This is a genomic window from Variovorax brevis (genome assembly GCF_030317105.1).
Classification (GTDB): domain Bacteria; phylum Pseudomonadota; class Gammaproteobacteria; order Burkholderiales; family Burkholderiaceae_C; genus Variovorax; species Variovorax brevis.
Genome location: NZ_JASZYG010000005.1, coordinates 305,628 through 330,531, shown reverse-complemented (window position 1 = coordinate 330,531; position 24,904 = coordinate 305,628). Strand labels below are relative to the sequence as shown.

Annotated in this window: 22 protein-coding genes; 12 read left to right on the top strand and 10 right to left on the bottom strand. The window is 67.3% G+C overall.

Annotation, left to right across the window (positions count from 1 at the left end):
• Positions 1-42 precede the first annotated feature (42 nt).
• From QTI66_RS17950 to QTI66_RS17930, 5 genes are all read right to left on the bottom strand, one after another.
• Positions 43-648: a class I SAM-dependent methyltransferase gene (locus QTI66_RS17950; protein ID WP_286561189.1), complete on the bottom strand. Its 606-nt coding sequence runs from the start codon at positions 646-648 to the stop codon at positions 43-45.
• Positions 645-1,403, bottom strand: coding sequence for a PIG-L deacetylase family protein (locus tag QTI66_RS17945; RefSeq protein ID WP_286561188.1), 759 nt, complete (start codon positions 1,401-1,403; stop codon positions 645-647). The genes QTI66_RS17950 and QTI66_RS17945 overlap by 4 nt, the downstream gene beginning before the upstream one ends.
• Positions 1,400-2,401: an acyl-CoA dehydrogenase family protein gene (locus tag QTI66_RS17940; protein WP_286561187.1), complete on the bottom strand. Its 1,002-nt coding sequence runs from the start codon at positions 2,399-2,401 to the stop codon at positions 1,400-1,402. The genes QTI66_RS17945 and QTI66_RS17940 overlap by 4 nt, the downstream gene beginning before the upstream one ends.
• A 111-nt stretch (positions 2,402-2,512) precedes the next feature.
• Positions 2,513-4,504, bottom strand: a complete 1,992-nt coding sequence (locus QTI66_RS17935; RefSeq protein ID WP_286561186.1) for a hybrid sensor histidine kinase/response regulator — start codon at positions 4,502-4,504, stop codon at positions 2,513-2,515.
• 116 nt (positions 4,505-4,620) lie between these two features.
• Positions 4,621-5,103: a ferritin-like domain-containing protein gene (locus tag QTI66_RS17930; protein WP_286561185.1), complete on the bottom strand. Its 483-nt coding sequence runs from the start codon at positions 5,101-5,103 to the stop codon at positions 4,621-4,623.
• Between the two features lie 257 nt (positions 5,104-5,360).
• Here QTI66_RS17930 and QTI66_RS17925 point away from each other — a divergent pair, with 257 nt between their 5' ends.
• Both QTI66_RS17925 and QTI66_RS17920 read left to right on the top strand, forming a co-directional pair.
• Positions 5,361-6,353 carry a hypothetical protein gene (locus tag QTI66_RS17925; protein ID WP_286561184.1) on the top strand — a complete coding sequence of 331 codons (993 nt, stop codon included), beginning with the start codon at positions 5,361-5,363 and terminating at the stop codon, positions 6,351-6,353.
• Positions 6,354-6,460: 107 nt separating this feature from the next.
• Positions 6,461-7,162 carry a glycosyltransferase family 2 protein gene (locus QTI66_RS17920; protein WP_286561183.1) on the top strand — a complete coding sequence of 234 codons (702 nt, stop codon included), beginning with the start codon at positions 6,461-6,463 and terminating at the stop codon, positions 7,160-7,162.
• A 13-nt stretch (positions 7,163-7,175) separates the two neighbouring features.
• Here the strand turns inward: QTI66_RS17920 and QTI66_RS17915 are convergent, their stop codons facing one another.
• The 4 genes from QTI66_RS17915 to QTI66_RS17900 form a co-directional block, all read right to left on the bottom strand.
• Complete coding sequence (locus tag QTI66_RS17915) at positions 7,176-8,120, bottom strand: DUF5996 family protein (RefSeq protein WP_286561182.1); 945 nt, start codon at positions 8,118-8,120, stop codon at positions 7,176-7,178.
• Between the two features lie 287 nt (positions 8,121-8,407).
• Positions 8,408-9,340: an electron transfer flavoprotein subunit alpha/FixB family protein gene (locus QTI66_RS17910; RefSeq protein ID WP_286561181.1), complete on the bottom strand. Its 933-nt coding sequence runs from the start codon at positions 9,338-9,340 to the stop codon at positions 8,408-8,410.
• Between the two features lie 2 nt (positions 9,341-9,342).
• Positions 9,343-10,092: an electron transfer flavoprotein subunit beta/FixA family protein gene (locus QTI66_RS17905; RefSeq protein ID WP_286561180.1), complete on the bottom strand. Its 750-nt coding sequence runs from the start codon at positions 10,090-10,092 to the stop codon at positions 9,343-9,345.
• Between the two features lie 23 nt (positions 10,093-10,115).
• Positions 10,116-11,273, bottom strand: a complete 1,158-nt coding sequence (locus QTI66_RS17900) for a CaiB/BaiF CoA transferase family protein (RefSeq protein ID WP_286561179.1) — start codon at positions 11,271-11,273, stop codon at positions 10,116-10,118.
• Between the two features lie 204 nt (positions 11,274-11,477).
• On the opposite strand from QTI66_RS17900, the gene QTI66_RS17895 reads away from it, so the two are divergent.
• Positions 11,478-14,318: a winged helix-turn-helix domain-containing protein gene (locus QTI66_RS17895; protein ID WP_286561178.1), complete on the top strand. Its 2,841-nt coding sequence runs from the start codon at positions 11,478-11,480 to the stop codon at positions 14,316-14,318.
• Between the two features lie 29 nt (positions 14,319-14,347).
• On the opposite strand, the gene QTI66_RS17890 is transcribed toward QTI66_RS17895, so the two are convergent.
• The gene (locus tag QTI66_RS17890; RefSeq protein WP_286561177.1) at positions 14,348-15,625 is read right to left on the bottom strand and encodes an MFS transporter; all 1,278 of its coding nucleotides are present in this window, start codon (positions 15,623-15,625) and stop codon (positions 14,348-14,350) included.
• A 139-nt stretch (positions 15,626-15,764) separates the two neighbouring features.
• Between QTI66_RS17890 and QTI66_RS17885 the strand changes: the two genes are divergently transcribed.
• The 9 genes from QTI66_RS17885 to QTI66_RS17845 all read left to right on the top strand — a co-directional run bounded on the left by QTI66_RS17885 (position 15,765) and on the right by QTI66_RS17845 (position 24,897).
• Positions 15,765-16,589, top strand: a complete 825-nt coding sequence (locus tag QTI66_RS17885; protein ID WP_286561176.1) for an enoyl-CoA hydratase/isomerase family protein — start codon at positions 15,765-15,767, stop codon at positions 16,587-16,589.
• A gap of 85 nt (positions 16,590-16,674) precedes the next feature.
• On the top strand, positions 16,675-17,814 hold the full coding sequence (locus tag QTI66_RS17880; RefSeq protein WP_286561175.1) for an acyl-CoA dehydrogenase family protein: 1,140 nt from the start codon (positions 16,675-16,677) through the stop codon (positions 17,812-17,814).
• 142 nt (positions 17,815-17,956) lie between these two features.
• Complete coding sequence (locus QTI66_RS17875) at positions 17,957-19,141, top strand: lipid-transfer protein (RefSeq protein ID WP_286561174.1); 1,185 nt, start codon at positions 17,957-17,959, stop codon at positions 19,139-19,141.
• A gap of 5 nt (positions 19,142-19,146) precedes the next feature.
• Positions 19,147-19,587, top strand: coding sequence for a MaoC family dehydratase N-terminal domain-containing protein (locus QTI66_RS17870; protein ID WP_286561173.1), 441 nt, complete (start codon positions 19,147-19,149; stop codon positions 19,585-19,587).
• A 17-nt stretch (positions 19,588-19,604) separates the two neighbouring features.
• Positions 19,605-20,021, top strand: coding sequence for a MaoC family dehydratase (locus QTI66_RS17865; protein WP_286561171.1), 417 nt, complete (start codon positions 19,605-19,607; stop codon positions 20,019-20,021).
• A 35-nt stretch (positions 20,022-20,056) separates the two neighbouring features.
• The gene (locus QTI66_RS17860; protein ID WP_286561170.1) at positions 20,057-20,881 is read left to right on the top strand and encodes an SDR family NAD(P)-dependent oxidoreductase; all 825 of its coding nucleotides are present in this window, start codon (positions 20,057-20,059) and stop codon (positions 20,879-20,881) included.
• Between the two features lie 128 nt (positions 20,882-21,009).
• Positions 21,010-22,893, top strand: a complete 1,884-nt coding sequence (locus QTI66_RS17855; protein WP_286561169.1) for a feruloyl-CoA synthase — start codon at positions 21,010-21,012, stop codon at positions 22,891-22,893.
• Positions 22,894-22,969: 76 nt separating this feature from the next.
• Positions 22,970-23,947 carry a Bug family tripartite tricarboxylate transporter substrate binding protein gene (locus QTI66_RS17850; protein WP_286561168.1) on the top strand — a complete coding sequence of 326 codons (978 nt, stop codon included), beginning with the start codon at positions 22,970-22,972 and terminating at the stop codon, positions 23,945-23,947.
• Between the two features lie 134 nt (positions 23,948-24,081).
• Positions 24,082-24,897, top strand: a complete 816-nt coding sequence (locus QTI66_RS17845) for a DUF2092 domain-containing protein (protein ID WP_286561167.1) — start codon at positions 24,082-24,084, stop codon at positions 24,895-24,897.
• Positions 24,898-24,904: the final 7 nt, after the last annotated feature.

The following is a 24,904-nucleotide window of genomic DNA, read 5'->3' as shown; positions in this document are numbered from 1 at the left end:
CGGCCGCAGGGCCCGTATCGCTTCGGCATCCGCGTCACCCGATCAACGAATGCCCTCGCGCTCGGCCACCGAGCGCGGGTCGCGGGACCAGACCTGCATCAGGAAATCGCGTTCCGCGTGCAGCACCAGCCGGTGCAGGCCGATGGCCCCGAGCGCGGCGTGCACGCGTGCGGTCGGCTGCACGCGCTCGCTGAAGTCGGGGCGCCAGTCGCATGCGACCAGCGTGCCATTCGGCGCAAGCGTTTCAGCGCACAGCGCGGCCACCTGCTGCCATGCGTCTGCTTGCAGGAAGTAGCCGACTTCACTGAGCACAATCAAGTCGAAAGGCGCCTGTGCCGCGGGCCAATCGCCGGGCAGATCGTGCTTTTCGACACGCACGTTGGCGAGTTGTTCAGTGCGCCGGCGCGCGACGGCCACCGCATGCGTCGAAAAGTCGCTCGCCAGCACCGCATCGCAGCGCAGCGCCAGTTGCGCGGTGAGTTCGGCCGCGCCGCAACCCGGCTCGTAGGCGCTTGCAAAGCGTTCGCAGGGCAAGCTGGCCAGCAGGACGGCGCGCTTGCGTCGCTCATACCACCGGTTGCGCAATCCATAGGGATCATCGGCCGCGCCGTAGAGTCCCTCGAAGTAATCCTTGCGCTCGGCGCTCATGCGAAGAAGACCTCGAAGCGGCGGTGCGCACGTGCCACCGTGCTGCCACGAAGGACGGGTGGCGCGCCGGTGGTGGCGTCGATGCGAAGCTGACTTTCGAAGGCCTCTGTCGCGTGGCGCTTTCGTTGCGACGCATCCGCATCGAGCACCAGGCGGCGCGCACGTGCCCATGGCATGCGCGCATCACCGGGCGCCGCCCAGTGCCATGCCCACACGGGCACTTCGATCAGCGTCGCGCCGACATGCATGGCGGCCAGGGCGGTCGCGCTGCCGGTCGCCTCGTGGTCCGGATGACCGTCCAGGCGCCAGGTCGTGAAGACGACGTCGCTTGGCCGCAGCAAGGACTGCAGCTTGTCCTGAAGCACCGAACGCAAGGCCATCAAGCCGCCATCGGGCAGGCCGAGGCGCAAGGGCACTTGTGACACGCCAAGAAGGCTCAGCGCCCGCTGGCTTTCAAGCGGACGAATGCGCCCCAGGTCCGCAGGCGACCATTGGCGCGAACCGGGATGGCTCGACGTGCCATCGGTCACGGCGATCACGCAGATCTCTCGTTGCAGCGCGGCCAATTGAGCCAACAGGCCGCCGCAGGCGAGCACCTCATCATCCGGATGCGGTGCGACCACCACGGCGCGTGCACCTTCGGGCACGAGGTCGGTGGCTGTCACCGCCGGTATCGTTGCCGCGCCCAGCCAGGGCAGCCAATCAGCCTCCGGCGTGCCGTCGCTTTCGTCGATGAGGCGTTCAGGGTGCGTCACAAGCACCACGAGAAATGGTCGGGCTGGATCACACGCTGACCCAGCGCGGCAAGGTCTCGTTCGGCATGGCTCTGGCGCATGAAAACAGGCAGGTCGGCCATGGCCTGTGCAAAGCGCCTGTTGCGGCACAGCGGACCTGCGCCGAGCGCACGAGCCGCGTGGTGCAGCACGTTCTCCGCCGCCGCTTCAACGGCCAGCCGGGTGCGCAGCGCCAGCGTTTCGGCGTTGGCCTTGGGCTGGGCATCGATGGCTGACGCCGCCTGTTCCAGCAGCGCTGCTGCGCCCGCCAAGGCCACGTCGATGGCGCCCAAGTGCGCCAGTCGGTGCGGGTCGCGGTTTCCGGCAGACAGCTCGCGCGCGGTGTTCGCAATGCCCATTGCACCGCCGTACCAGCAAGCCGCGATGCCGGCGCCTCCATGCCAGAAGCCAGGGCGCCGCGTGTAGTCGCCCGGCGAGCCGAGCAGCACGGCGTGGGCAGCTTCAAATTGCACATCCACGCTGTCGCACGCCGCCATGCCGACCGCTTGCCAGCCGACCTGCGTGACATGCACGCCCGGCTGTTCCATGGCGACAGCCGCCAGGCAAGGCTCGCCGGCTTCATTCCAGCCGCTGATCACCGCATGGGTGACGCTCGCTGCGCCCGAGCACCAGGCCTTGGTGCCGCTGATCCGGATGTCGCGTTGTTCGCCCCGGGTCGCGAAGGCCACGCGCGCATCGGGCGGCTCGGCGCACCAGGTGCCCCAGCGGGTGCCACGCGCCGGCGCAGGGCCGCCGAGTTCGCGCAGGATGGCGAGCGCATCGGTGTGCCCTTCGAAAAGCTTCACCAAAGACAGGTCGTGCGCCGCCACGGCCGACAACCGGCGCCAGCGCGCGAGCGTCTGGCCGGACCCCGGAAACGGCAAGCGGTCGAGTCCCGCATCGACCAGATGCGCCAATGCCAAGCCGGGGCCATGCGCTTGTTTCAGTCGGTTGAGATCGTCGCCGTTGGCGACCGGCATCAGGGCTTCGTTGCGCAGGAGTGGCGAGCTTGTGTTCACCCGTGAACCGTAGGCGCCACCGCACTGGCACGTCGTCGGTTCAGGGGCTCGGGCGCTGTAGGAAAGAGTCCGCTACGCCGGGTCAACGCGCGACGCGCGGCGCGGGGCGCTTGAAACGGCGCGATCCAGGAAGGCCTCGAGCTCCTGGATGGAATACGGCTTCTGCAGCAGGGCAAAGCCGTGGTGGCCCTCGACAGCCAGCACGTGGCTGTAGCCACTCGTCAGGACGACGGGAAGGTCCGCCCACCGCGAGCGTATTTCCTTGGCCAGGTCGACACCGTCCATCCCCGGCATCACGACGTCGGAGAACACCAGATCGATTTGATCGCGCTTCGACTCGAGGATTTCCAGGGCCTCCTTCGCGCTCGCCGCGCGCGTGGATGAATGGCCCACCGCGGACAAGAGCCCTGAGGCGAATTGCCCGACGTCTTCGTTGTCTTCGACCAGGAGAATGGACAGCCTGGCCATTTTCTGGAGCGCATCCGTCGTGCCGTTGGGCACCGTGGGATCGACAGCATCCGTCGTCGCACGCGGAAGGTAGAGCGTGAAGCACGTGCCTTCACCCACACGGCTGCGCACACTGATCTCGCCGCCGGACTGCTTGGCGAATCCGTAGACCTGGCTCAAACCCAGGCCCGTGCCCTTGGTCGAGGGCTTGGTCGTGAAGAAGGGCTCGAAGATCCGGCCCAGCGTCAGCGGCTCGATGCCGGAGCCGCTGTCTTCGACCGACGTCGCCACGAAGGATCCCTTGACGGAGGGATGGCGCCGCACCGCGGGCACTTCGTCCACGTTGCACACGGAGATCTTCAGGCGGCCGCCCGTGGGCATGGCGTCTTTCGCGTTGATGACCATGTTCAGCAAGGCCGTGTCGAACTGGTTGGGGTCGGCCTGGGCTGCATCGAGTTCCGCGTCGTACGCGTAGTCCACTTTCACCGTGGCACCCACCATCGTCTCGATGACCTGCGCCATGGCGCCCACGCGCTGTGCAATGCCGAAAGCTTCCGGCCGCAGCGGCTGCTGGCGTGCGAAGGCGAGAAGCTGCTTGGTCAGATGCGCAGCGCGATCCGCCGTTTCGGCGATGGCGCGGATGTAGCGCTCGCGGCGCTCTTCGTCGCCGCCGCTTCTTCGAAGCAGTTCCACCGAGGAGCGGATGACGGTCAGGAAGTTGTTGAAGTCGTGCGCAACGCCTCCGGTGAGACGGCCAACGGCTTCCAGCTTCTGCGCGTGTCCCAGTGCTTCGCGGGCCCGGTCCATCTCGTCTTGCGCCCGCTTGCGCTCCGTGATGTCGCGCGTGATCTTGGCGAAGCCGATGTGCTGGCCCGCCTCGTCGAAGATGGCGTCGATCACGACGCTGGCCCAGAAACGCGTCCCATCCTTGCGCACGCGCCAAGCCTCGGCTTCGTAGCGCCTTTCCGCCAATGCCGTTTGAAGCGCCCGCGCGGGCATGCCGTTGCGTTGGTCTTCTTGCGTGTAGAAGCGCGAGAAATGCTGCCCCAGGATTTCGTGCGCGGTGTAGCCCTTGATCAGTTGCGCGCCGGCATTCCAGTTGGTCACCCGGCCCGAGGGGTCGAGCATGTAGATGGCGTAGTCGCGCACACCTTCCACGAGAAGCCGGAAGCGCTGCTCGCTCGCAAAGAGCGCCTGCTCGGAATACCTTGCCTGCGACAGGTCGCGCGTGATCTTGGCGTAGCCGATCAACTCGCCGCCCGGCGCCAGCACGGGTTCAATGTGCACGGTGGTCCAGAAGCGCGTGCCGTCCTTGCGCACCCGCCACCCTTCGGATTCGAACTTTCCCTGCTCGCGGGCGAACTTCAGGGCACGTGCGGGAAGCCCCACCGCGACATCCTCGGGCGTATAGAAACGGGAGAAGTGCTGGCCGACGATCTCTTCGGCGGTATAGCCCTTGAGGCGCTCCGCACCGGTGTTCCAGCTGCTGACGTGTCCCTGCGCATCCAGCAGGTAGATCGCATAGTCCTTGATCGCATTGACCAGAAGCTGGAAACGATGCTCGCTGGGAAGCGAAGCTTCTTTTTCGTCGCCGGAAGGCTTCGATGAGGGGTCCATGGTGACTCTTTGTTGCGGATGCCTGATTCTGCGTACTCTTTGCATCCCGAACAACAGGGTCGGTTTCAGGTCTCGCCAACAGCCGAAGCTTCGGCCGTTGGCGTGGACCCGCGCGTCTAGCCGCGCTCGCGGGCAGCGTTGCGCAAGTCGCGGATCTGGTCGTGGTTGCGCTGCGCCCCGTCGGCTTGGCGCTGCACCACGCTTCGCACGTCGACGGGCAGGTTCTGCTTCAGGGCCTTGCGATAGTGCGCCACGGCGGTGTCTTCGCCGCGCTCGCACGATTCGAGAATGGACAGCTCGCTGTTGGCGCCCAGCGAGCCCTTTACGTGGACCCAGCCGCGGTGCAATGCGCCCGTCGCGGTACCGCCGTCGGCCGGCTTGCCACCATAGGCCGTGATGAGTTCGATCAACTCGGCTTCGCCCTGGCTGCAGGCTTCCGCACGGCTGAGAAAGAGCTGCTTCGTGGCAGGCGCCTCGACCTCTTCGGCGCAGGCCAGGAAACCGTAGCCGCCGTCGCGCGTGGTTTCGAGCAGGTCGTTGAGCACGTCCACCACGTCATCGTCGGACAGTGCTTCTTTCAGGTCTTCAACTCTGGTCATCGGGGTTCCTTGTTGGCCCTGTTTGCAAGGCAGCATGAAAAAGCCATGTAGGCGCCGGGCGAAGGTCCGGGCGTCCGCCTCAGGTTGCGTGCGCGGCAGGTCCGCGTCCATCAGCGAGCTCGCTGGTTGCCTGTAGGGAATATGGAAAGGAGATGGCGGATCGGCGCTTCTTCTTCTACGTGGACGGGCTTGTCTCCTACCGTGCCGACGTGACGTCGATGTCCCCATCGCAGGCTTCATTTGTCAGGAGGCATCTCATGCTCAATCCGGAAGTTGCAGGACCCGCACGCATCATGGGGCGCCTCGATGCTGCGCCTGTCCAGTCCGTCGAGGGCGCGGCAAGTGCGGTTTCGTGGGGCGCCATCATCGCCGGTGCCGCGGCCGCGGCAGCGCTTTCGATGCTGCTCCTGATGCTCGGCGTCGGTCTCGGACTGTCGTCGGTTTCGCCCTGGGTCGATCGCGGCGCAAGCGCCACGGCCATCGGCATCTCCAGCATCCTGTGGCTGACCTTCACGCAGCTTGCCGCATCCGGTATGGGCGGCTACCTGGCCGGACGCTTGCGGACGCGGTGGGCCGGCGCGCGCACCGATGAGGTCTACTTCCGCGACACGGCGCATGGCTTCCTGGCGTGGGCGATGGCCTCGCTGGCGACTGCCGCATTGCTGGGCTCGACCATCAGCACGGTGGTCGGTGCCGGCGCGCAAGCGGGCGCGGCGGTGGCGGGTGGAGCGGCCACGGTGGCCACGGCTGGCGGCGCTGCTGCCATCGGCTCTGGTGCCCCGGGCAATGCGGGCGGCGGTGCGGCCTCGTCTTCGGGTCCGATGGGCTACTTCCTGGATTCGCTCTATCGCACGGACGCTTCCACGGCCACTGCGCCGAACGCGGCCGGGAGTCCTCAGGGCACGCAAGGCGCGCAGGGCATGTCGCCTGCACCCACCGCGGAAGTCGGCCGCATCTTTGCCACCAGCATCGGCAGCGGCAATCTGCCGCCGGCTGACCTCAAGTACGTCGGCCAGACCGTGGCGCAGCGTACGGGCCTGAGCCAGCAGGACGCCGAGAAGCGCGTCGCCGACACCTACGCCGCGGCGCAGGCCAAGCTGCGCGACGCCGAAGCCGCGGCACGCGACGCCGCCGACAAGGCACGCAAGGCTTCCGCGTATGCGGTGCTCTGGATGTTCATCTCACTGCTGGTGGGCGCCTTCATCGCCAGCCTGGCTGCGACCTATGGCGGCCGCCGCCGCGATCTTTAAGCCCTCTTCACCCTGGAGAAACCCATGCGTTCCCTGCTTCTGCTTTTTCTTGGCGTGCCCATTCCCATCATCATCCTGCTTGCGCTCTTCCTGCACTGAGCGCGCGCATGATCGGCGTCATCATCCCGGCTCACAACGAAGAGCATCACCTGGGCATTGCCCTGCAGGCCATCGACGTGGCGCGTCGCGATCCTTGCCTGCAAGGCGAGGCGGTCGAAGTCATCGTCGTCCTCGACAGTTGTACCGACGGCACCGCATCGGTCGCTGCACGGCATGGCGCCGCCACGGCTACGGTGGGGGCGCGCAATGTGGGAACAGCGCGCGCACACGGTGCCACGGCCATGCTGGCCGTCGGCGCGCGCTGGCTGGCGTTCACCGATGCGGACACCACCGTCGCGCCCAACTGGCTGTCAGCCCAACTGGCGCTGAACGCGGATGCGGTGTGCGGTGCGGTCAACGTGGCCGACTGGTCGCCCCACGGCGAGCATGCCGCGCTGATCGAAGCGCATTTCCAGGAGACCTACACGGACCGCGAAGGCCACCGGCACATCCATGGCGCGAACCTCGGTGTGTCGGCACAGGCGTACCTGCGTGCGGGAGGCTTCCGGGCGCTGGCATGCAGCGAGGACGTCGATCTTGTTGAGGCCCTGGAGCGCAGTGGGGCACGCATCGCGTGGAGCGCGGCGCCGCGCGTGCTGACGAGCGCGCGCAAGGACGTGCGTGCCAAGGGCGGGTTTGGTGATGCGTTGATCAAGGCGGTGGCAGCGCGGCTTGCGGCGCTGCCTGTGGTCGTGAGTCCGTCTTGCTAGCCGCGCCGCGCGATCATTCCACCTTCGGCACACGCGGCACGCCCACCGAACAATCAAGCGCCCGTCGATCCCACCCCGCCGCATCGGCGGCCGCGCCATAGCTGGCGTGCAGGAAGTCGAACACCAGCTTGTCCGGATCCGGTGCCGCGCAAACGGCTGAATAAGGCAGGACGTACTCGCCCATGGCCGGCTCGAATGACGCACCGGCCGGCATCGCCGCATCCCGGAACCCCGGCGGCTCGGGGTAGGCGTAGGCATAGAACACCGCCTGCGGAAAGGCATCGCCACCCGGCCAGAAACCCGCGCTGCTGACCTCGTGCGAATAGGCGTCGCGTGCCACGCGATCCGGCAGGCCCGGCGTGCCGGGATGCGGTGGTGCGGTGCGGCCTGAAAAGCGCGTCACCGCCAGGTCGAAGCTGCCCCAGAAGAAATGCACCGGGCTCACCTTGCCCAGAAAGCAGGTGCGAAAGAGCTTCAACATGCGATCGGCCTGCAGCAGCGCACGCCAGAAACGGTGTGCGGCCTGCGCGTCGTAGTCGGCGTGCACGAAGTCCTGCGGAAACGGAATCGGATCCGCCACTTCGTTGGGCACCTGGTGGATGGCGACATCGACACCCAGCGTGGACAGCAAACGCAGGATGCGCTCGTAGAAATGCGCAACCGGCATCGGCTCCAGCTGGAAGGCGCCCTCGCCGCCCCGGCTGGTGCGGCACACGAGCCGGTGCGCGATGAAATCGAAGTCGATCTCGAAGACGTCGCTGCCGTCCGGAATGGTGGACGTGCCCAGGCCGCGTGAGGTCAGGTACAGCGGCACTTGCCAACCGTGGTTGATCCAGGGCGAGCGCGCGAGGCGGATCTTGCCCACGATCTGGGTCCACAACTGCAGGGTCTGCGCCGTGGTGCGCCACGCAGAATAGTCCAGCGTGGGCCAGGCATGGGCAAGAGGTGTTTCGGCCATCGTGCGTCCCATTGGGAGGAGTGATGGCCGAACGCTACTACAGGATGCCTGGCGCGTGTGCGCCGTTTCGTGAGTGCCGCGTATCAGTGCGGCGTGTCAGTGCCGCGTCGCCGGCGACGGCTGCGCCGCATGCGACGGCCGCGTGGCACCGGCGCCAGTCGCCGAAGCCGAACGCGCATCCGCACTGCCCGGCGTCGGGCCCGACTGGGAAGCGCGCGCAGCCGCTGCCGCACGCACTTCCATGAGACATTGCCGAAGGAATGCCATGGCGTGCCTCGCTCGTGTGCTTACAGCGCGCCCGCCAGTTCGGGCACGGCGGTGAACAGATCGGCTTCGAGGCCGTAGTCGGCCACGCTGAAAATCGGCGCCTCCGGATCCTTGTTGATCGCGACGATCACCTTCGAATCCTTCATGCCCGCCAGATGCTGGATCGCACCACTGATGCCAGCGGCGATGTAGAGCGATGGCGCGACGACCTTGCCGGTCTGGCCCACTTGAAGGTCGTTGGGCGCGTAGCCCGCATCGACCGCCGCGCGGCTCGCACCGAGCGCAGCGCCCAGCTTGTCGGCCAGCGGCGTGAGCACTTCGTTGAACTTCTCGCTGGAGCCGAGTGCGCGACCGCCCGACAGCACGATCTTCGCGGCCGTGAGTTCGGGGCGATCGTTCTTCGTGACCTCGCGGCCGACCAGGCTGGACGCGCCCGTGTCGGCGACGGCCGGGATGCTTTCAATCGCTGCGCTGCCACCGCTTGCGGCCGCGGCATCGAAGCCGGTGCCGCGCACGGTGACGACTTTCACGGCATCGACGCATTGCACCGTGGCAATGGCATTGCCCGCGTAGATCGGGCGCTCGAAGGTGTCGGGCGAGACGACGCGCGAGATCTCGGAGACCTGGGCCACGTCGAGCTTTGCAGCGACGCGCGGCGCGACGTTCTTGCCGTGCGCGGTCGCGGGGAACAGCAGGTGGCTGTAGTTGCTGGCCACCGCCAGCGCTTGCGCCGCGACGTTCTCGACGAGTTGCGCTGCAAATTGCGGCGCATCGGCGTGCAGCACCTTGCTGACGCCTGCAACTTGCGCGGCCGCTTGTGCAGCGCCCGCGGCGTTGTGGCCCGCGACCAGCACATGCACCTCACCACCGCACGCCACGGCGGCAGTCACGGTGTTGAGGGTGGCGCTCTTCAACGCGCCGTGGTCGTGTTCGGCAATAACAAGTACGGTCATGATCAGATCACCTTGGCTTCGTTCTTCAGCTTGTCGATGAGGGTGGCCACATCGGGCACCTTGATGCCAGCGCCACGCTTGGCGGGCTCAGCCACCCTCAGGGTCTTCAGGCGCGGCGACACGTCGACGCCGAGGTCTTCGGGCTTGACGGTGGCCAGCGGCTTCTTCTTCGCCTTCATGATGTTCGGCAGCGTGACGTAGCGCGGCTCGTTCAGGCGCAGGTCGGTGGTGATGACCATCGGCAGCGCGGACTTCACGGTTTCCAGGCCGCCATCGACTTCACGCGTCACGGTGGCGAAGCCGTCAGCGATCTCGACCTTCGAGGCGAAGGTGGCCTGCGGCACGTCGAGCAAGGCGGCGAGCATCTGGCCCGTCTGGTTGCAGTCGTCGTCGATGGCCTGCTTGCCGAGGATGACCAACTCCGGCTTCTCCTGGTCGACCAGCGCCTTCAGCAGCTTGGCGACAGCCAGCGGTTGCAGCTCTTCGGCGGTCTCGACCAGCACGGCGCGGTCGGCGCCGATGGCCATGGCGGTGCGCAGCGTTTCCTGGCATTGCGCCACGCCGCACGAGACCACCACCACTTCGCTCAACACGCCCTTTTCTTTCAGGCGCACGGCTTCCTCGACGGCGATTTCGTCGAAGGGGTTCATGCTCATCTTGACGTTGGCGATGTTCACGCCGGTGCCGTCGGACTTGACTTGCGCCTTCACGTTCGCGTCCAGGACGCGCTTGACTGCTACCAATGCCTTCACTTGTTTCTCCATCTGATTGCTGTCTATTCGGCGCGCACGCCCAGTCCCTGCTGCTGCAGGCGGGCGATGGTGTCGCCATCGAAACCCCAGTCGCGCAAGGCCGCGCCACCGTGCTCGCCGCGCTCCGGGGCGCTGCGGGGCAAGGCAGAGGGCGTGGCGGAGAAGCGCGGCGCCGGGCCGGGCTGGATCACGCCGCCCACCTCCACGAAGCTGCCGCGGGCGCGGTGCTGCGCATGGCTGGGCGCTTCGGAGAAGCCGAGCACCGGTGCAACACAGGCATCGCTGCCGTCGAACACTTCGCACCAATGGGCACGCGTGCCGCTCGCGAATGTTTTCCCGAAGACTTCGCGCATCTGGGGCCAGCCCTTGCGGTCGTATTGCAGCGACAGACCCGCACCGGCCAGGCCGAGCTTGTCGAGCAGTTCGGCGTAGAAACGGCCTTCGACAGCGCCCACCGTCATGTAGTGGCCGTCGCTGGTGGCGTAGGTGTCGTACCAGGGCGCGCCGCTGTCAAGCCAATTGGTGCCGCGCTCTTCCTTCCAGTTGCCCGAGGCGATCATTCCCCAGAACACCGCGCCCAGTTGGGCGGCGCCTTCGATCATGGCCGCGTCGACCACCTGGCCGACGCCGCCGCGCTGCACGTTCAGCAGCGCCGCGAGCACGCCCATGGCCAGCAGCATGCCGCCACCGCCGTAGTCGCCGACGAGGTTGAGCGGCACCGTGGGCTTGCCGCCTGCGGGGCCGATGCCCGAAAGCACGCCGGACAGCGCGACGTAATTCAGGTCATGCCCCGCGCGGTCGGCCATCGGGCCGGTCTGGCCCCAGCCGGTCATGCGGCCGTAGACCAGGTTCGGGTTGTGCTGCAGCGCCACGTCGGGCCCGAGGCCCAGGCGCTCCATCGTGCCGGGACGAAAGCCCTCGATGACCACGTCCGCGCGCTCGATCAGTTCCAGCGCCGTGGCGATGGCTTCAGGCTTCTTCAGATCCAGCGTGACCGAGCGGCGACCGCGGCCGGTGATGTCGATGCGCGGGCCGCTGGCCTTGGGGCCGAGGTCCGAATGCGCCACCGGGCGGTCGATGCGGATCACGTCCGCGCCCATGTCGGCCAGGAGCATGGTGCCGAAAGGGCCGGGGCCGATGGCCTCGAACTCCAGGACGCGAATGCCGGACAAAACACCCATTTGGAATCTCCACGTTGTTCAGGATTGGCCCGGTTCACTCTATATCGCAGGGCTTTTCGGGTCGATGGAAACGAGTAGAGCATGGCCACCCCCACTCCACGCCTACCCTCTTTGGGTGGGGGCTGGGCGCGGACCCCGCAATGCCCCGGTGCTGCTGCACAATTCGCCGCTGCGCCGTCCAAGGGTCGGTGTACAACGCCATCCATGCCACCGCGCCCATCCCCTTCCAGCACGACGCCCGCCCCGAGCGCCGCCCCTGCCACGGCCCCGGCCGAGCAGCGTTCGGGCGTCGGCGTCGTGGGGCGCGAGCGCCTGCTGGCGCGGCTGGTCGAAGCGCGGCGCTTGCGCTGCATCGTCGTCACCGGCCCGGCCGGATCGGGCAAATCAACGCTGGTCGCAGCCTGGCGCCAGGCGATCGTTCCGCTGGGTTTCGACGTCGCGTGGTTCACGGCGACGGCGCAGGGCAGCGCACCCGCAGCTTTCATCGACGGCCTGCTGGCCAGCGTTGCGCGCGTCGATCCTGCTCTGGTGCAGGAAGCGGTCCAACTGGGCGGCGCCAGCGTCGATGCGCAGGAAGACGCCGATGCCTTCGAGCGACTGGCGATCTCCCTCATCCGCGGCATCGCGGCGCATCCGCGCGACCTCGCGCTGGTGATCGACGACCTTCACCACCTGCAGCAACCCGCCATCCACGAGGCGCTGCAGTGGCTGCTGGACTACGCCCCGCCCAACCTTCACCTGGTGCTGGTCTCGCGCGGAGGCCAGGCGCTGTCGCTCGACCGATTGCGCAGCCAGTCGCAAACGCTCGAACTCGACCGCCGCGACCTGCGCTTCACGCCTGCGGAAACCGGCCAGTTCCTCAAGGCGCAACTCGGCGACGTCGATGCGCGCACCATCAAGGCGCTGCACGAACTGAGCGACGGCTGGGTGGCGGGCCTGCGCATCTTCACCGTCGACTGGAAGAAGAAGCAACTCGAAGCCGGCCGCCCGGCGCAAGGCGAGCCCTTTGCACGCGTGCCGGCGCGTGACGCACAGGCCTTCACGCAGTTCTTCGAGGGCGAAGTGCTTTCTCGCCTGTCGTCGGGCGAGCTCGACATCCTCGTTCGCCTGGCGCCCTGCCGGCGCTTCTGCGCCTCGCTGTGCGCCGCGCTGGTGGACGCGCCCGAGGCCACGGCCCGGATGACCGCGCTGCTCGCCCGCCTGGAGCGCGACGACATGTTCGTGGACGCTGTCGAGAACCAGACGCTGGAGACCTGGTACCGGCTGCATCCGCTGCTGCGCGAGACGCTGCTCGCGCGCTTTGCCGCGCTCGACGAAGCCACGCGCCAGGCCGTGCATGGACGCGCCTTCGTGTGGTTTCGCGAAGCGGGCCTGTTCGAAGACGCGGTTCGACATGCAGTGCGCTCGGGCCAGCCGGCGCAGGCGGCGGCGCTGGTCGACCAATGCGCGCAATCGCTCATCGTGCGCGGCGAGCGAAGCGAACTCATCGGGCTGCTTCGCCAGTTGCCACCCCGGCAGCTCAACCAGAGCCTGAAGATGCGCTTGCTCGCGGCGCGCGTGCAGCTCTTCGAGCGCGAGCTGCAGGCCTGCGCGAAAACGCTCGACGGCCTCGCGCCCGATGTGCCCGCCGACGACTCCAGCAACCGTTTCATGCTGACCACGCTGCGGGCCGCACTGGCCGTGCAGGGCGACGACATCGACGCCGCCCTCGCGATGCTGCCGCAACTGCTCGACATTCCGCCGGATGCCGAGGCCCTGACCATCGGCGCGCGCAACAACATCCTCTCCTGGCTCTACACGCAGCAAGGCGACTACGAAAAGGCCCGGCGCGTGCAGCTCGACACGCCGCCGCTCATGGTCGATGGCGCCCCGCTGCTCGCCACCGCCGCCGGCAGCCTGCACGGCCGCAACCTGGTCGGTCTGAGCTACGCGCTCGAAGGCAAGATGACGCAGGCCGAACGCATCTTCCGCGCCGTGGCCGCCGAAGCGCAGCTGGGCGGCAAGGCCTGCGCCGACGCGTACTACCTGGCGATCAGCCTGCTGAGCGATGTGCTGTACGAGCTCAACGACGCCCGCCAGGCCCGCGCCCTGCTGGAAGGCAAGATCGACATGCTGGAGCGCATCGCGATCCCCGACGCGCTGCTGCGCGTGTACCGCGTGCTGGCCGCCGCGAACTGGCAGGCCGGCAACCAGGCGGAAGCCTTCGCGCAAGTGGAGCGGCTGGAAGCCTACGCCGTGCAGCACCAGCTCGACCGCCTGCTGGCTCACAGCCTGGGCGACCAGGTGCACCTGCGGCTGCTGACCGGTGAGCTGATGGCCGCCGAAGCGCTGCTCGCGCGGCTGGACGCCGTGCACGCAAAGCACGCCGCAACGACATTGCAGATGCCCTGGGAGATCAGCGAAGTCACGCAGCGCGCACACATCCGGCTGGCCATGGCGCTGGGCGACCTCGACGGTGCCGCTGCCCAGCTGGCCAGCCTCGTTGCGCAGTGCGAAGCCCGGGGCCGCCAGCGCTCGGTGGCCCATCTGCTGGTGAAAAGCGCCGCCGTCGATGCGCAACTGGGTCGCAATGCATCGGCGCGGCACAAGCTCATCGACGCGTTGCAGCGCGGGCATCGGCTGGGCCTGTTGCGCAGCCTGCTGGATGCCGACGCGAAGGCGCGCCACATGATGGGCGAACTGGCGAAGTCGGAAGCGCTCGACCCGGTGCTGGCGTTCTACGTCGAGCGCCTGCTGGCCGCGCGAACGCCGCGCGAAGCACCGCCCGCTGCCGCCAACGCCGGGGCTGGCGCACGCGGCGCCATGCCTGCAGAGCTGAAGGCCTTCAGCGAACGCGAAATCGAGATGCTGCGCCTGCTCGCGCAAGCCATGCCCAACAAGAAGATCGCACGGGCCCTGGGCCTGTCGCCCGAGACGGTGAAGTGGTACCTGAGCCGCATCTACGGCAAGCTGCGCGTGTCGGGTCGCGATGAAGCGGTGGCGCGCGTGCGGGACTTTGGCTGGGACATGGACGAGGCCCGCGGCGGCGAGCCCTCAGCGCCCTGAGCCAGGGGCGTAAAGCGTGTCGAGCGCGATCAGGCAACTCCGCCCGCACGGAGCCTGCCCAAACGCGACACCGCCAGCATGATCGCCGCGGCGACCAGGCTGCCGCCAATGCTCGCAACGATGACCAGCGCGTAGCTGTTCGTCGCATCGAACACATAGCCCGCCGCAGACGGACCCACCAGCGTGCCGATCGCCACGCCGGTGTAGAGCACGCCGATGATGGCGCCGATGTTCTTGCCGCCGAAGTAGTCCGCCACCAGCGCGGGCAGCAATGCGACGCAGCCGCCATAGAAAACGCCGAACACCAGCGCGAACGCGGCCAGCCCCGCCAGGCCGGTCGACAGCAGCCACACGAGCATCGACGCGCCCATGCCGGCATACATGAGGATCAGCGCCGGTTCGCGCCCCATGCGGTCGGCCACGTTGCCCAGGAAGAAGCGCCCTGCCGTGCTGCCGACACCGATCGCACCCAGCAGCAGCACCGCCGATGTGGGCGGCAGGCCATGGTCGAGCGCGTAAGGCACGAGGTGCACGAAGGGCACGAAGAGCCCGAAGGAAACGATCATGCAGGAGGCATACAGGCCGATGAAGCGCGGTGTCTTCAGGGCGTCCTTCAACGCAAAGCCTTCGGGTGACGTCGCGGCCGCGCCGGGGGGTGGCGCCACGGGTGCCGGGTCGCCGTCGGCAAAGACGCCGCGCTCGCGCGGGTCGTCCGCCACCAGAAGCGCCATGCCGACGCCAACGACCGCCGCGCCGGCGCCGAGGATGAGGTAGGCCGTGCGCCATCCCCATTGTTCGATCAGGAACGAGGCCAGCGGCGGCATCACCAGCGTGCCCACGCCGATTCCACTCACCGCCAAGCCGGACGCGAAACCGCGCCGCCGCACGAACCAGCGCTGGATGGTTCCCAGCGCGGGCACGTAGGCCAGCCCGACGCCCACGCCGATGCCGAGCGCGTACGCCGCATAGACCTGGCCGAGCGTGCGCGACATGCCGGCCAGCGCCAGCCCGGCGCCGGTCAGGACCATGCCGGCCACCACCAGCCGCCGTGCCCCCCACCGGTCCGCCAGCGGTCCGCTCAGCACACCGAGGCTGAAGTACAGGAAGCCTGCCAGCGAAAAGACCAGCGACACCGACCCGCGCGAGGCTGCGAATTCAGCCTGCAACGAGCCGACGAAGGCACTGAAGGTGTAAGCGCTGCCAAAGCCGACGAAGGTGGTGGCGAAGGCTGACGCGACGACGACCCAGCCGTAGAAGAGCGCGGGGCGCTTTTGCTGGCCGGGCAAGCTCGGATTCCGGATGGTCATGTGTCTCTTGTTCTGGTGATCGACGCCGATTGTGCTCAGCAATGCCCCGGCGCGCTTGGGCGATTCACCCCCCACCCCGGGTGGGGCGTCTCACGGTGCCGCGCCGGATCATCGGCCACACAACGGAGACAAGGACCCCATGCCGAGCGAAACCATCCCGCTGCGCGAGTCGCAGCTTGCCATCGAAGATGGCGTGGCCCTGTTCACGCACCAGCGTCCCGCGGCGCGCAATGCGCTTTCGCTGGACCTGCGCGCGGACTACCGCGACATGCTGGGCCAGGTCGAGTCCGACCGCCGCGTGCGCGCGCTCATCATCACGGGCTCGGGCGGCAGCTTCTGCGCCGGCGGTGACGTCAAGGGGATGTCAAGCCGCAGCGATCCTGAATTCCGCACCCCCGACGCCATGCGCCGCCGCCTGCAGGTCGGCCACGGGCTGATCGAGCGGCTGCGCTCGCTCGAAATGCCGGTGATCGCCGCCGTGGACGGACCGGCCGTCGGTGCCGGCTTCTCGTTCGCACTGGCGGCGGACTTCATCCTCGCCTCGCACCGCGCGTACTTCTGCATGTCCTTTTTGAAGGTCGGGCTGATTCCCGACCTGGGCGCCTTTCACTTCCTCCCGCGCGCCGTCGGCCTGCCGATGGCGAAGGAACTGGCGATGACCGCGCGGCGCGTGAACGCGGCGGAGGGCAAGCAACTCGGCTTCGTCCACACGCTGCACGAGCCGGAATCGCTGCAAGCCGATGCCATGCACTTCGCGCGCCGCTTCCTGGCCGGACCGCGCGAGGCCATCGGCCTGACCAAGGCCCTGCTGAACAAGAGCTACGAGACGCCCTACGCGACGCTGGCGGAGCTTGAGGGCAACGCGCAGGCCGTCGTCTCCACCCTGCCGTACCACCACGAGGCCGTCGAAGCCTTCACGCGCGGCGAAGCGCTCCGCTACGACTGGGACCGCACCACGGGTTGAGCCCGCCCCCCATCCGGGGTAGTGCCGCCCAACCCCCACCGGAATAACTTAGGGCCCAGAGACAAGTTCCTCAAGGAGACACCCAGTGAACGTGACCCGCAACGTCTTCCGAGACGACCATGAGATGTACCGCGAGACGGTGCGCCGTTTCATCGAACGCGAATGCCTGCCTCGCCAGAACGCCTGGGACAAGGCCGGCCAGATCGACCGCGAGACCTGGCTGAAGGCCGGCAAGGAAGGCCTGCTGTGCGCGTCGCTGCCCGAGGAATACGGCGGTGGTGGCGGCGACTTCGGCCACGCGGCCGTGTTCGGCGAGGAGTTCGCGCGCTCGGGCGTCAGCGGCCCGGCCTTCGGCATGCATTCGGACATCATCGCGCCCTACATCCTGCGCGCCGGCACCGAAGAGCAAAAGCGCAAGTGGCTCCCCAAGGCGGCGTCGGGCGAGATCATCCTGGCCATCGCCATGACCGAGCCCGGCACCGGCAGCGACCTGAAGACCGTGAAGACCACTGCCGTGCGCGACGGCGACGACTACGTCATCAACGGCAGCAAGACCTTCATCAGCAACGGCCTGACCGCCGACCTGATCATCGTCGTCTGCAAGACCGACCCGAAGGCCGGCGCCAAGGGCATCAGCCTGATCGCCGTCGAAGCGACGCGCGAAGGCTTTCGGCGCGGCCGCAAGCTGGAAAAAGTGGGCCAGTACGCGCAGGACACGGCCGAGCTCTTCTTCGACAACGTGCGCGTACCGGTGGCCAACCGCCTGGGCGAAGAAGGCAAGGGCTTCAGCTACCTGATGGGCGAACTGCCGCAGGAGCGCTTCACCATCGCCATCGCCGCTGCCGCACGCCTGGAGCGCGCGCTGCAGACCACCATCGACTACGTAAAGGACCGCAAGGCCTTCGACGGCACGGTGTGGGATTTCCAGAACACCAAGTTCAAGCTCGCCGACATCAAGGCGCAGGCCGTGGCCGTGCGCACCATGATCGACTACTACATCGCCGAACACACGCGCCGCCGACTCACGCTGGAAGAGGCGGCGATTGCCAAGCTCTTTGCCACCGAGACGCTGGGCAAGGCGCTCGACGACATGGTGCAGCTGCACGGCGGCTACGGCTACATGCTGGAGTACCCGATTGCCCGCGACTTCGTGGACTCGCGCGTGACGCGCATCTACGGCGGCACCAGCGAGGTCATGCGCGAGCTGATTTCGCGAAAACTCTAGAACTTGGCTCTCCCCCAGGCTTCGCGCACTTCGTGTCGCTACGCCAACCCCCTCACCGGGGGCAACACCAGCGGCCCGGCAAAGCCGGTTCCGCGGTGTTCCCCGAAAAGAAAAGTCATCGAATTCAACAGGAGCAAGTGATATGACAAACAAGGTTTTCGTTGCCGGCGTCGGCATGATCCAGTTCAAGAAGCCGGGCACCAGCGAGCCCTATGACGTGATGGGCGAGCAGGCCATCCGTGCGGCGCTGGCCGATGCCGGCCTCGATTTCTCCGACGTGCAGCAAGCCTATGCCGGCTACGTGTACGGCGACTCGACCTGCGGCCAGAAGGCGGTGTACCGCGTCGGCATGACGGGCATCCCGGTGCTCAACGTGAACAACAATTGCGCCACCGGTTCGTCGGCCCTGTACCTGGCCCGCCAGGCGGTGATGAGCGGCGTGGTCGACTGCGCCCTCGCCTTCGGCTTCGAACAAATGAACCCGGGCGCGCTGAAGTCGCGCTGGGATGACCGCGCACCCGCACTCGAACGCGCAGCCAGGGTCGTCGACGAGTTGGTCGGCCGCCCCGAGATCCCGTCGGCCATTCGCCAGTTCGCCGGCGCAGGCCGCGCGCACATGCAGAAGTACGGCACCACGCTGGAGACCTTCGCCAAGATCCGCGCCAAGGCCAGCCGCCATGCCGCCAACAACCCGCTGGCCGTGTTCCGCAACGTCGTGACGACCGAAGACGTGATGAACTCGCCCATGCTGTGGGACGGCGTCATCACCCGCCTGATGGCCTGCCCGCCCACCTGCGGCGGCGCCGCGGCCATCGTGGTGTCGGAAGAATTCGCCCGCAAGCGCGGCCTGCGCACCGACGTGCTGATCGCCGGCCAGGCACTCGCGACCGACCTGCCCAGCACCTACGACGCCATGGACATGATCCGCGTCGTCGGCTTCGACATGACGGCACTGGCCGCAAAGCAGGCCTACGAGCAGGCCGGCGTCGGCCCGAAGGACGTCGACGTGATCGAGCTGCACGACTGCTTCGCCCAGAACGAACTGCTGACCTACGAAGGCCTGGGCCTGTGCGGCGAAGGCGAAGCCGAGAAGCTGGTGAACGACGGCGACAACACCTATGGCGGGCGCTGGGTCACCAACCCCTCGGGCGGCCTGCTCTCCAAGGGCCACCCGCTGGGCGCCACCGGCCTCGCGCAGTGCTACGAGCTCACGCATCAGTTGCGTGGCACGGCCGACCAACGCCAGGTCGCGAACGCCAAGGTCGCGTTGCAACACAACCTGGGCCTCGGCGGCGCGGGCGTCGTGACCATCTACAAGAAGGCTTGAATCACATGATCGACAAGAAACACATCGGCATGAAGCTGCCGGTCTACACGGCCAGGGCCGAGGCCGGGCAGATGCGCTTCTTCGCGAAGTCGATCGGCGAGACGAACCCGGTCTACATCGACGAATCCGCTGCGCGCGACGCGGGCCATCCCGGCCTGCCGCTGCCGCCGACCTTCCTTTTCTCGCTGGAATTCCAGATCCCCTCGAACGCCTGGCGTGAGGAGCTGGGCATCGTCACCTCGCGCATCCTGCACGGCGAGGAGACCTTCAAGTACCACCGCATGGCCTACGCCGGCGACACGCTGCAGTTCGAGACGCACATCGCCGACATCTACGACAAGAAGGGCGGCGCCCTGAGCTTCGTGGTGCGCGAATCGCGCGTGACGAACCAGCGCGGCGAGCACGTGGCCGACCTGCGCAGCGTGCTGGTCCACAAGAACAAGTGAAGGCAGGAGCAGACACCATGAGCCAACCCACATTCGCAGCCGTCGACGTCGGCGACACCCTGCCCCCGCTGGCACTGCCGGCCATCACCCGCACCACGCTGGCCCTGTTCGCCGGCGCCTCGGGCGACCACAACCAGATCCACATCGACACCGACTACGCCCGCAAGGCCGGCATGCCGGACGTGTTCGCGCACGGCATGTTGTCGATGGCCTACCTCGGCCGACTGCTCACGCAGTGGGTCGACCAGCGCCAGATCCGCAGCTTCGGCGTGCGCTTCACGGGCATCACGCACCTGGGCCACCAGATCACTTGCAGTGGCCGCGTGGTCGAAAAGTTCGAAGCCGACGGCGAGAAGCGCGTGAAGCTCGAAATCGAAACGCGCAACCAGTATGGCGACACCAAAATCGTTGGTGATGCCGTGGTCGCGCTCTGACTCATCACCCTTTCATTCTTTCGGAGATACACAAAATGGGAACACTCGACGGCAAGGTCGCCCTCGTTACCGGTTCGGGCCGCGGCATCGGCCAGGCCATCGCGATGAAGCTCGCCAGCCAGGGCGCACGCATCGTCGTCAATGACCTCGACGCCGATCCGGCGCAAGAGACGGTCGAGCTGCTGAAGAAGAGCGGCGCCGAGGCCGTGGCCTGCGCCGGCAACGTCAGCGCACCGGACTTCGCCGAGCGCTACATCAAGACGGCGGTCGACAGCTTCGGTGGCATCGACATCATCGTGAACAACGCCGGCTTCACCTGGGACGACGTGATCCAGCGCATGACGGACGAGCAGTGGTACGCCATCATGGACTGCCACCTGACGGCGCCCTTCCGCATCCTGCGCGCGGCCTATCCGGTCATCAAGGCACAAGCCGCCGCCGACGCGGAAAAGGGCATCGAAGTGCATCGCAAGGTGGTCAACGTGTCGTCGACTTCGGCGCTCAACGGAAACGCCGGCCAGATGAACTATTCGTCGGCCAAGGCCGGCGTGATCGGCATGACGCGCGCGCTCAGCCGTGAGTGGGGTCGCTTCAAGGTCAACGTCAACGCGGTGGCTTTCGGCCTGATCCACACCCGCATGACGAACGCCGACGCCAAGGCCGGCGCCACGGTGAACATCGAAGGCCGCGACATCCGCGTGGGCCTGAACCCCGAACTGCTGAAGTCGCACGCACAGCGCAACCCGCTGGGCCGTGGCGGCACGCCGGAAGAAGCAGCAGGCGCGGTGTACCTGTTCTGCCTGCCCGAGTCGAACTACATCACCGGCCAGGTCGTGGCGGTGGCTGGCTCGCCGCAGTAACGCGGCTTGCGAGACGCCGAACAAGGCCACCCATGTGGCTCGGCGTCTCCATAGTGGGGATCGCAGCGGGGGCATCGATTGACCCCGCTGCCGCAGTCGATCAAAAGAGTTTCCGGAGACAAGACAACATGACCACCCTCGCCACCGAAGCCCTTGCACCCTCCCCCGTGCGCTACCGGCCGGTGCCCTACGACATCCGCAAGGCCGTCTGCGAACGGCGCGCGGATGGCACGCTGATCCTGCGTTCGCCCATCACACCCCAGCCGACAGGGCGCACCGGCTTTGCCGGCTTCATCCCGCACTGGGCAAGCAAGCGCGGCGACGTGCCGGCGTTTTGCGAGCGCGATGCGCAAGGCGGCGAATGGAAGCGCATCACCTGGCGGCGCATGTGGCAACAAGTGCAAGCGGTGGGCGCCGCCTTGCTCGAGATGGGCCTGGGCCAGGGCAAGCCGCTGGTGATCCTGTCGCCGAACTCGCTCGAGCAACTCGTGCTGACGATGGCGGCGGAATACGTGGGCGTGCCGGTCGCGCCGGTGTCGCCGGCCTATTCGCTGCTGAGCAGCGACTTCGCGCGCCTCAAAGGCGTGTGCGAACTCGTACCGCCCGCAGCCCTTTTCGTGCAGGACGCAGCCACGTTCCAGCGCGCCATTGCGGCGCTGGGCTGCGCCGACGTGCCCGTCATCGCCGTGAACGGCGCCGGGCCGGGCCAGCACGCATGGAAGGCGTTGTCAGACGCCGAACTCACAGGGCAGCGTCGCGACAAGGTTGCCGCGGCGCACGCGGCGATCAAGAACGACGACGTCGCCAAGGTTCTTTTCACTTCCGGCTCGACGGGCGTCCCCAAGGGCGTGCCCGTCAGCTACAGCAACCTGCAAGCCTGCGCGGCCAACCTCTCGAACATGTTCGCGAAGCTGGCCGAGGATGAACCGCCGGTCTTCCTCGACTGGCTGCCCTGGCACCATGCGCTCGGCGGCGTGCTCAACCTCGGCCGTTCGGTGTTGCTCGGCGCCACGCACTACATCGACGACGGCAGGCCGCTGCCCGGGATGTTCGATCGCACGGTGCGCAACCTGCGCGAGATCTCGCCGACGCTGCTGACCAGCGTGCCGTCCGCATGGACGATGCTCGCGGCAGAACTGGAGCGCGACCCGCAGCTCGCGCGCAGCCTGTTTGCGCGCGTCATCAACTTCGGCTACGGCGGCGCGAGCCTGCCCAAGGATGTGAACGAACGCATCCAGCGCATGGCCGAGCGCACCGTCGGCGAGCGCATCGTGTTCGGTACCGGCCTGGCTTCAACCGAGACCACCGGCGTCGGCACCTATCGCAACTGGGCCAGCGACGACCTGAGCAACATCGGCGCGCCGGCGCCCGGCACCGAGATCAAGCTGGTGCCGCTGGACGGCGACCGCTACGAGATCCGCGTGCGCGGCGCCCACAATTTCACCGGCTATGTGGCACGGCCCGACCTCACCGCGGCCGCGTTCGACGAGGAAGGCTTTTTCAAGCTCGGCGACGCCGTGCGCCTGGTGGACATGGAAGACCCTGCCAAGGGCATGCGCTTCGATGGCCGCGTGGCGGAAGACTTCAAGCTCGTCAACGGCACGTGGGTGCGCACCGGCTCGATTCGCCTGGGCCTCGTCGAGCGCTGCACGCCACTCATCACCGATGCGGTGATCTGCGGGCACGACCAGAACTACGTTGCGGCGCTCGCATGGCCGAACGTGGCGGCCTGCCAGCGGCTGATGCCCGAACTCGCAGGACTCAGTGCCGCCGAGTTGTCGGTTCACCCCGGGCTCGTCGCCGCCATCAGCGAACGTCTGCGCAAGGACACCGGCAGCGCCAGCCTGCGCGTCGAGCGCTTGATGCTGATGGCCGAGCCACCCTCGATGGACGCCAACGAGATTGCCGACAAGGGCTACGTCAACCAGTCCACCACGCGCTCGCGCCGCGCGCATCTGGTGGACGAACTGTTCGGCGACCGGCCCGGCCCGCACATCGCGACGACGCGCTGAGCCGACGCCGAGGAAGTCCGCGCGCACTGCGCAAGGCAGCCCTGACCCCATTCATGAAACCGGAGACAAGAAACCCATGCGCCATCTCATCAGCAAGGCCCTCATCGCCGTCGCCGCACTCGCGTGCGGCGCGCACGCCATCGCCCAGGACTACCCGACGCGGCCCATCACCATCGTCGTGCCCGCGCCGCCCGCGGGCGCGACCGACGTGCTGGCACGCGTGCTGGCCGACGAACTGGGCAAGAGCCTGAAGCAGACCGTCATCGTCGACAACAAGCCGGGTGCCTCGGGCATGCTCGGCGCGTCCATCGTGGCGCGCGCGCAGCCGGACGGCTACACGATCTTCATGTCGCACGCCACGCCGATCTACTACGCGCAGTACATGTTCGCGAAGGTGCCCTATGACGTGCGGCGCGACTTCGCCTTCATCACCGAGATCTGCTCGGCCAGCCTGGTGTTCGCCGTCAACAAGGACGTGCCCGCGCGCAACATGAAGGAGTTCGTGGCCTGGGCGCAAGCCAACAAGGGCAAGGTCAACTACGGATCGTTCGGCGTCGGATCGTCGAGCCACCTGCTCAACGCGCATTTGAGTGAATCGCGCAAGCTGGACATGACGCACGTCGCCTACAAGGGCGAGGCGCCGATGATCCAGGACATGATCGCCGGCCAGATCCCGATGGGCATCGGCACGCTGGGCACGATGGCGCCGCACATCGCGAGCGGCAGCCTGCGCCCGCTGGCCATCATCGGCGAGAAGCGCCTGTCGGAGTTGCCCAACGTGCCGACGATGGCGGAAGCGGGCTTCACCGATGAAGAGTTCAAGCCGCTGGGCGGCGTGATGCTGACGGCGCCTGCCAAGACGCCACCGGCCATCCTCGCAAGGCTTGAAAAGGAAGCCCGCGCCGCGACGCAAACCGCCGCCATGAAGGCCCGCTTCCAGGCCTTCGGCCTCGTGGCCATGGGCAACAGCTCGGCGGAGTTCAGGAAGAACTTCGAGGCGAGCGGGCCGGTGATCCAGAAGCTGGTGCAGGTGTCGGGCGCCAAAGTGGATTGATCCATCGCCTGCGGCTCTCTCCATGCGCCGCGCGTGAGCATCGCGGTTGATAATCGTCAATGCGCTGCACGAATCGAGCGCGCATGCTGCTGTTGTTCAGCTTGATTTGCTGTTCAGCGCCCAAAGGAGCCGACATGAAAATTGCAGGACTCACATCGGCCGTGCTGGCCTTGTCGCTGGCGGCGCCTGTCGTCGTCGCACAAACGGCGCCGGCAGGCACGGCGGCGCCAGCAGCACCCGCTGCACCCGCTGCACCCGCTGCACCCGCTGCACCCGCCGCGAATGCCGTCGATCCGGCGTCGATCCAGGCACTCAAGGACATGGGGGCCTACTTGCAGACCTTGCAGCGCTTCCGTACGACGACCTCGCTGACGGGCGAGCGCGTTCTGGTCGACGGCCAGAAATTGCTGCACACCGCGTCTGCCACCGTGGACGTGCAGCGACCGGACAAGCTGCGCGCCCGCATGCACACCATTCGCTCCGATCGCGAACTCGTCTTTGACGGCAAGACTGCGACGCTCTACTTTCCTGCGCTGAAGTACTACTCGTCGGTGGACTTCGCGGGGTCGAACAGCGACCTGGTCAGCAAGCTGGAAGAGCGCTACGGCGTTGAAATTCCGTTGGCCGACCTGTTCCTTTGGGGCACCCCGGCTGCGCCGGTGGACAAGATCGAGTCGGCCATGAATGCCGGGCCGGATCTCGTCGGCAATGTTCCCTGCGACCACTACGCGTTTCGCCAGGGCGATTTCGATTGGCAGATATGGATTGCAAGTGGCACAAAGCCATTGCCGCGCAAGCTCGTGATCACCAATCGTGCCGACGAGGCCCGCCCCCAATCGGTCAGCCTCATGGACTGGGACCTGAAGCCGCCTTTCAACCAGACAAGCTTCAAGTTCGCGCCGCCGAAGGGGGCAAAGAAGATCGAATTTGTTCCGGCGAAGACCAACTAGGAGAACG